This window comes from Aeromonas sp. ZOR0001, from assembly GCF_000801015.1.
In the GTDB taxonomy this organism is placed as follows: domain Bacteria; phylum Pseudomonadota; class Gammaproteobacteria; order Enterobacterales; family Aeromonadaceae; genus Aeromonas; species Aeromonas veronii.
Genome location: NZ_JRJY01000145.1, coordinates 83627 through 90990 on the forward strand (window position 1 = coordinate 83627; position 7364 = coordinate 90990).

General features: G+C 58.9%; 5 protein-coding genes, 4 tRNA genes and 1 pseudogene. All 10 read left to right on the forward strand.

Translation table 11 applies throughout. The annotated features are described in order from the left end of the window. The first annotated feature begins 53 nt into the window (after positions 1 to 53). Positions 54 to 632 carry a lipoprotein insertase outer membrane protein LolB gene (gene lolB, locus L972_RS17970; RefSeq protein WP_005353907.1) on the forward strand — a complete coding sequence of 193 codons (579 nt, stop codon included), beginning with the start codon at positions 54 to 56 and terminating at the stop codon, positions 630 to 632. Continuing rightward, a pseudogene (ispE, locus tag L972_RS17975) lies at positions 632 to 1502 on the forward strand (4-(cytidine 5'-diphospho)-2-C-methyl-D-erythritol kinase). The gene lolB and the pseudogene ispE overlap by 1 nt, the downstream one beginning before the upstream one ends. Beyond that, positions 1482 to 1556, forward strand: a tRNA-Gln gene (locus L972_RS17980). Before ispE ends, L972_RS17980 begins: the two are co-directional and overlap by 21 nt. Before the next feature lie 195 nt (positions 1557 to 1751). Beyond that, on the forward strand, positions 1752 to 2699 hold the full coding sequence (locus L972_RS17985) for a ribose-phosphate pyrophosphokinase (RefSeq protein WP_005343846.1): 948 nt from the start codon (positions 1752 to 1754) through the stop codon (positions 2697 to 2699). A 116-nt stretch (positions 2700 to 2815) separates the two neighbouring features. Next, positions 2816 to 4804, forward strand: coding sequence for a bifunctional metallophosphatase/5'-nucleotidase (locus tag L972_RS17990; RefSeq protein WP_047440026.1), 1989 nt, complete (start codon positions 2816 to 2818; stop codon positions 4802 to 4804). Between the two features lie 218 nt (positions 4805 to 5022). Next, the gene (gene pth, locus L972_RS17995) at positions 5023 to 5613 is read left to right on the forward strand and encodes an aminoacyl-tRNA hydrolase (protein ID WP_033115315.1); all 591 of its coding nucleotides are present in this window, start codon (positions 5023 to 5025) and stop codon (positions 5611 to 5613) included. A 61-nt stretch (positions 5614 to 5674) separates the two neighbouring features. Continuing rightward, positions 5675 to 6766 carry a redox-regulated ATPase YchF gene (gene ychF, locus L972_RS18000; protein WP_005353921.1) on the forward strand — a complete coding sequence of 364 codons (1092 nt, stop codon included), beginning with the start codon at positions 5675 to 5677 and terminating at the stop codon, positions 6764 to 6766. 234 nt (positions 6767 to 7000) lie between these two features. Continuing rightward, a tRNA-Met gene (locus L972_RS18005) sits at positions 7001 to 7077 on the forward strand. Positions 7078 to 7087: 10 nt separating this feature from the next. Then, a tRNA-Gln gene (locus L972_RS18010) sits at positions 7088 to 7162 on the forward strand. Positions 7163 to 7208: 46 nt separating this feature from the next. Further along, a tRNA-Gln gene (locus L972_RS18015) sits at positions 7209 to 7283 on the forward strand. Positions 7284 to 7364 lie beyond the last annotated feature (81 nt).

Below are 7364 nucleotides of genomic sequence, written 5' to 3' on the forward strand. Positions count from 1 at the left end.
GCAATACGGCCGCCCCGTATACTGTGGCAAATTCCTCTCTCTGGAGCCATCTCTTGCTGCTACGTATTTTTACCCTCACCTGCCTGCTGTTGCTGGCCGGTTGTGCCACCACCCAGCCCCAGCGTGACCAGGTGAACTGGAACCAGGAGCGGACCCGTCTCGAGCAACTGACCCACTGGCAGCTATCCGGCAAGATGGCCATCATCACGCCACAGCAAAAGGGCAGCGCCCGTCTCAACTGGCAACAGGATGGGGAGGATTATCGCCTCAACCTCACCAGCCTGATTGGCACCAGCATTCTGGAGCTCTCCCGCAGCAAGGGCGAAATCACCCTGCTCGACAGCGACGGCAATCGCCACCAGAGCCAGGATGCCGAAGCGCTCATCTATCAACTGACCGGCTGGAATATTCCGGTTGCGGGATTACCGGAGTGGATCAAGGGGCTGCCGGGTCAGGCGGAGTTTGAACTCAACCCCGACAGCAGTCTGGCCAGCGTGCGCGACGGCCAGTGGCAGATCGTCTATGGCGATTATCGGGATCAGGATGGCTACCGCCTGCCACACCAGCTGACCATGACGGGCCAGAACAGCCGCCTCAAGCTTCAGATCAACCAATGGACTCTTGCACGTTAATGGCTTCCACACGCTGGCCGGCACCGGCCAAACTCAACCTGTTTCTACACGTCAATGGCCGTCGTCCCGATGGCTATCACGAGCTGCAGACCCTGTTTATCTTCCTCAACCACAGCGACTGGCTCGAGTTCGAGGTGATACCGAATAGCGACACACTCACCCTGAGCCCGGCCATTCCCGGGGTGCCGGATGAGCAGAATCTGATTATCCGGGCGGCGCGGCTGCTGCAGGCAACCCTGCCGAGCCCGCAGGGGGCCCATATCCGGCTGGAGAAGGTGCTGCCCATGGGGGGCGGCATTGGCGGCGGTTCGTCCGATGCAGCGACCACGCTGGTAGCGCTTAACCACCTCTGGCAAGCGGGTTTGAGTGAAGATGAACTGGCAGCGCTTGGCGTCCAGTTGGGGGCCGATGTGCCGGTGTTTGTCCGTGGCAAGGCGGCCTTTGCCGAAGGCGTGGGCGAGCGGCTGCAACCGGTCGAACTGCCCGATGCCTGGTATCTGGTACTCAAGCCCGATTGCCATGTGGCGACCGCAGCCGTATTCCAGGATCCGGACCTGCCGAGAGCCACGCCGAAAATGGCGCTGGACAACCTGCTGGAAGGCGAGTGGAAAAACGATTGCGAATCGCTGGTGAAAAAGCGCCACCCCGAGGTTGCCAATGCGCTCGGCTGGTTGCTAGAATACGCGCCGTCAAGAATGACGGGCACAGGAGCCTGCGTCTTTGCTCAATTTGAAGACGAAGTGACTGCTCGGGAAGTGTTGGCCTGCGTGCCGAAGGGACTTGATGGGTTTGTCGCCAAGGGCGAGAACATATCACCTCTCTTCTCCACATTGCAACAGTTCAAATGATTGGGGTATCGCCAAGCGGTAAGGCAGCGGGTTTTGATCTCGCCATCCCTAGGTTCGAATCCTAGTACCCCAGCCAATTTTACCGAACAGTATTGATGATGATTAACGTGGCCGGTTTTGCACTCGGCCACGGATTCGGGTTACCGGTATCATCACAATCATTGGGCAGCAGACACCTTGTACGTTATCTTGATAAATCGTTTGCCCCAAAACGATAGGGTCTGATTTCAGACTCCCCCACATACTGGATGCAACCCCGAGGTTTCAAACCGTGCCTGACATGAAGCTGTTTGCTGGTAACGCAACGCCGGAACTAGCCCAGAAGATCGCAGATCGCCTGTTTATCAAACTCGGCAATGCTGCCGTAGGTCGCTTTAGCGACGGCGAGATCAGCGTACAGATCAATGAGAATGTACGTGGTGGCGATATCTTCATCATTCAATCCACCTGTGCCCCGACCAACGACAATTTGATGGAATTGATCGTCATGGTGGATGCTCTGCGTCGTGCTTCAGCTGGCCGTATCACTGCCGTTATCCCCTACTTTGGTTATGCCCGTCAGGACCGCCGTGTCCGCTCCGCCCGTGTCCCCATCACCGCCAAGGTTGTCGCTGACTTCCTCTCCAGCGTAGGTGTGGATCGCGTGCTGACCGTTGACCTGCATGCCGAGCAAATTCAAGGTTTCTTCGACGTTCCGGTAGACAACGTGTTCGGTAGCCCGGTGCTGCTGGAAGACATGAAGTCCAAGAACCTCGAGTCTCCTGTCGTTGTCTCCCCGGACATCGGTGGCGTCGTGCGTGCCCGCGCCATCGCCAAACTGCTGGATGACACCGACATCGCCATCATCGACAAGCGCCGTCCCCGCCCGAACGTCTCCCAGGTCATGCACCTGATCGGTGACGTTGCCGGCCGCGACTGCATCATCGTTGATGACATGATCGACACCGGCGGCACCCTGTGCAAAGCCGCAGAGGCCCTGAAAGAGCGCGGTGCCAAGCGTGTATTCGCTTACGCAACTCACCCGGTCTTCTCCGGTTCCGCCGTCGAGAACATCAAGAACTCCGTGATCGATGAACTGATCATCACCGACTCCATCCCGCTCACTGCGGAGATGAAAGCGGTAGGCAAGGTCAAGCAGCTGACGCTGTCAACTGTACTGGCCGAAGCCATTCGTCGCATCAGCAACGAAGAATCCATCTCTGCCATGTTTGAGCATTGATAGATTTAGCAATAACGAAAACCGCCATCAGGCGGTTTTCGTCTTTCTGGACCTTCTCTTTCCAACTTTCTGCTATCTGGTACGACCCTGCCCACGGCAGGCTTAAGGATTTACCCATGAATTGCTTGCGTCCCCTCCTGCTCGCGACCCTCACCTCCGCCCTGTTCGCCTGTCAGCCCGCCAAAGAGAACCCGCCCTTCGTGCTGACCCTGGCTCACATGAACGACACCCACTCCCAGTTTGATCCGGTCAATGCCGAGATCAAAGGGCAGATCTTTGCCCAGCAGGGGGAGACGGACATCCTCTATACCCGCTTTGGCGGTTACCCGCGCCTGCTGACCATGGCGAAAGCCTATCAGGCCGATGCGCTGGCCAAGAACCAGCCCTTGCTGCTGCTGCACGGCGGTGATGCCTGGCAGGGCAGCGGCTACTTCAAACTCAACGAGGGGATGGCCAACGCCGAGTTGCTGAGCCAGTTCGGCCTCGATGCCATGGCGCTGGGCAACCACGAGTTCGATCTGGATAACCAGAAGCTGGCCCGCTTCATAGAGGGGGTCAACTTCCCGGTGCTGGCCGCCAACCTCGACACCAAGGCCGATCCGGCCCTCAGCAAGGCTGACAACCTCAAGCCCTTCGTGGTCTACGCCTTTGACGGCAACCAGAAGAGCCCGGTCACCGATCTCGACAACCTGCCGCAAGGCAAACAGCTGGTCGCCGTCATCGGTCTGGTGCTGGAAGACATGGGCAATATCGCCCCCAACGTCGGCAAGCTGCGCTTTGGCAAGGAGGTCGCCTCGGCTCAGGCCACGGTCGACATGCTGCAAGCCAAGGGGATCCATCAGATCGTGGCGCTCACCCACATCGGCAACGAGCGGGATCTGGCGCTGGCGGCCAAGGTAAACGGTCTCGATGCCATCGTCGGCGGCCACTCCCACAGCCTGCTCGGCGATTTTCGCAATATCGGCTGGGGCAAGACCGGCGATTACGCCAAGCTGGTGACCAATCCGGATGGCATCGGCAAAACCTGCGTGGTGCAGGCGGGCTCCTACGCCCAGGCCATCGGTCTGGCACAGGTGACCTTTGACAGCCAGGGTCAGGTGACCGACTGCCAGGGCCACAACAGCCTGCTGGCCAGCCGCGACTTCTTCGCCGATGCGGCGCGCAAACAGGCGCTCGACGAGACCCGCAGCAAAGAGGCGAGCCAGTTTGTCGACAACCAACCCAATCTGGTGACCGTGGATGAAGATCCGCGCCTGCGCGGCATCATCGACAGCCACTACAAACCGGCGCTGGAGAAAGCCTACGGCCCGGTGATCGGCACCATCCCCGAGCAGCTGCAAAATGCACGTCGCCCCGGCGACAACGGCAGCGACAGCCACGGCTCAGATGTAGCGCCGCTGGTTGCCGAAGGGGAGTTCTACTGGGCCAATACCCCAGCAGTGCAAGCCCTGACCGGCGGCCCGGTCGATTTTTCTCTGGTTGCGGTGGGCGGCGTGCGCGCCGACCTGCCTGCTGGCGAATGGCGTGAGGGGGATAGTGCCCTCACCTTGTTGCCATTCAAGAACCAGCTCGCGGTGCTGACCCTGACCGGCGCCGAGGTACGCGCCCTGCTGACCGAGACCATCACCGCCACCCTGCCCGCCAGTGCCCATGCCGGCAAGTTCCCCTATGGCGGCCACCTGCGTTACACCTTCCAGGAGACCGACGCAGGCAAAGCGGGCAACCTGACCCAATTGCAGCGTGAGACCGCAAACGGCGAGTGGCAAGATCTGGTGGATAGCCAGCGCTATCGGGTGGTGATGAACGCCTACAGCGCCAACGGCAACGATGGCTGGCAGGCACTGGCCAATGCCCAGCGCCACCAGAGCGAGCGGGTCGACATCGCCAGCGTAAACGGCAAGCTGACCGCCTTCCCGGTGCTCAAAGTGGCACAAAATGGCGAGCTGCTCGGTGCCGTCTACGCCCCGGGCAAATCCCTCGACTGCAAGGCCGCCGGGGTCGATTGCGGCACCGACGCAGCCTCCTTCGTGGAGTATGTGCGCGATGCCCGCCCCACCCTGACCGCGCTGGATGAGGAAACTGTCACCCTGCTGCGCGCCAAATAACGACGGTAGTCAACCGGGCACAACCCATCGGCAAGCTGAAACGGGCCTCATGCAAGAGGCCCGTTTGCCCACCGTTAGCCACCCATTGGTCGCAATAATGCTGCAAATCCCGCCATAACATGCACATTGGTTGAGTGATCGCCACTCGGCGGCTAGAATATTGCGTCCTATTGCCCTGGGTAGTGTGCCCACGGCAGCTGCGAGTGAAGACATCAAGCGTGACAAGCCAAATCAAACTGATCGTCGGACTGGGCAATCCCGGCCCGGAATATGCCAAAACCCGCCACAATGCGGGCGCCTGGTATGTGGAGCAACTGGCCCGCTGGCACAATGTCAGCCTGCGCGAAGAGCCCAAGTTCTTCGGCCACACTGCCCGCATTCTGGTTGATGGGCAGGATGTGCGACTGCTCATCCCGAACACCTACATGAACCTCTCCGGCAAGGCGGTCGCCGCTCTGGCGCGTTTTTATCAGATTGAGCCGGAAGCGATTCTGGTGGCCCATGATGAACTGGATCTGCCCCCGGGCATCGCCAAGTTCAAGCAGGGCGGTGGTCACGGCGGCCATAACGGCCTCAAGGACATCATCGCCAAGATGGGCAACAACAATAACTTCTTCCGGCTGCGCCTCGGGATCGGCCATCCCGGAGCCAAGGAGCTGGTCGCCGGCTTCGTGCTGACCAAGGCGCCCAGCAGTGAACAGAACCTGATCGATGCCGCACTGGACGAGTCCCTGCGTGCCACCGACATTCTGTTCAAACAAGATATGACCAAGGCCATGAACCGGCTGCACAGCTTCAAGGCCGAATAAAGCATGACACGGGCCGCCTGCGGGCGAGCCTCACAGCATCCATCAAGTAAGGTAACAATCCATGGGTTTTAAATGCGGTATCGTGGGCCTGCCCAATGTAGGCAAATCCACCCTGTTCAACGCGCTGACCAAGGCCGGTATCGAAGCCGCCAACTTCCCGTTCTGCACCATCGAGCCGAACACTGGTGTGGTGCCGATGCCGGATCCCCGCCTCGATCAGCTGGCTGCCATCATCAATCCGCAGCGCGTTGTGCCGACCACCATGGAATTCGTCGACATCGCCGGTCTGGTTGCCGGTGCCTCCAAGGGTGAAGGTCTGGGTAACCAGTTCCTGGCCAACATCCGTGAAACCGAAGCGATCGGCCATGTAGTGCGCTGCTTCGACGACGAAAACATCATTCACGTTGCCGGCAAGGTCTCTCCCGCTGACGATATCGAAGTGATCAACACCGAGCTGGCCCTGTCGGATCTGGACGCCTGCGAGCGCGCCATTCACCGTCAGTCCAAGCGCGCCAAAGGCGGCGACAAGGATGCCAAGCTGGAAGTGGAAGTGCTTGAGAAGATCAAGGTTGCGCTGGAAAACGGCCAGATGATCCGCGGCATGAAGCTGGATAAAGAAGAGCTGGCCGCCGTGAGCCACCTCAACTTCCTGACCCTGAAACCCACCATGTATATCGCCAACGTGGCGGAAGATGGCTTCGAGAACAACCCCTATCTGGACAAGGTGCGTGAAATCGCCGCCGCCGAGAACGCGGTCGTGGTCGTGGTCTGCTGCGCCATCGAAGCCGACATCGCCGAGCTGGACGACGAAGATCGCGCCGAGTTCATGGCAGACCTGGGCATCGAAGAGCCGGGCCTGAACCGCGTTATCCGCTCTGGCTACCAGCTGCTCAACCTGCAGACCTACTTCACCGCCGGTGTGAAAGAGGTACGCGCCTGGACTATTCCGGTCGGTGCCACTGCCCCGCAAGCGGCAGGCAAGATCCACACTGACTTTGAAAAAGGCTTTATTCGCGCCCAAACCATCGCCTTTGAAGACTTTATCAACTACAAGGGTGAGCAAGGCGCCAAGGAAGCGGGCAAGATGCGCGCTGAAGGGAAAGATTACATCGTCAAAGATGGCGATATCATGAACTTCCTGTTCAACGTCTAATCCCATGACAGGCCAGCATTTGCTGGCCTGTTTTTTATCTGCCATTGCCCAGGCAATAATGGCAATGTCTTAAAAAAAAGCAGATTGTTGGGCTTTTGCGCAACAGAGACCAATAACTGGTCAAACGCACTCAAATTGCGTTTTTCTGGCAAAAAAAGGGTTGACGCCCCAGAGCCAGATACGCATAATTCGGCCCGCACGGTGACGAGGTAACGACTCACCGGAAGCAAGGTTGGCTATGTAGCTCAGCTGGTTAGAGCATCGCACTCATAATGCGGGGGTCACAGGTTCGAATCCCGTCATAGCCACCATTATTTCTGTTGGGGTATCGCCAAGCGGTAAGGCAGCGGGTTTTGATCTCGCCATCCCTAGGTTCGAATCCTAGTACCCCAGCCATTTTTAAAAGTTCTTTGCCAGTCTCGTGACTGTTGAGGAACGCTGTTGGGGTATCGCCAAGCGGTAAGGCAGCGGGTTTTGATCTCGCCATCCCTAGGTTCGAATCCTAGTACCCCAGCCATTTTTGAAAGGTGTTTGATAGTTTCTGTCAGGCATCACTGTTGGGGTATCGCCAAGCGGTAAGGCAGCGGGTTTTGATCTC

Coding starts and splice junctions, on each gene's coding strand:
- L972_RS17990 (WP_047440026.1), top strand. CDS start 2,816: ATGAATTGCTTGCGTCCCCTCCTGCTCGCGACCCTCACCTCCGCCCTG.
- ychF (WP_005353921.1), top strand. CDS start 5,675: ATGGGTTTTAAATGCGGTATCGTGGGCCTGCCCAATGTAGGCAAATCC.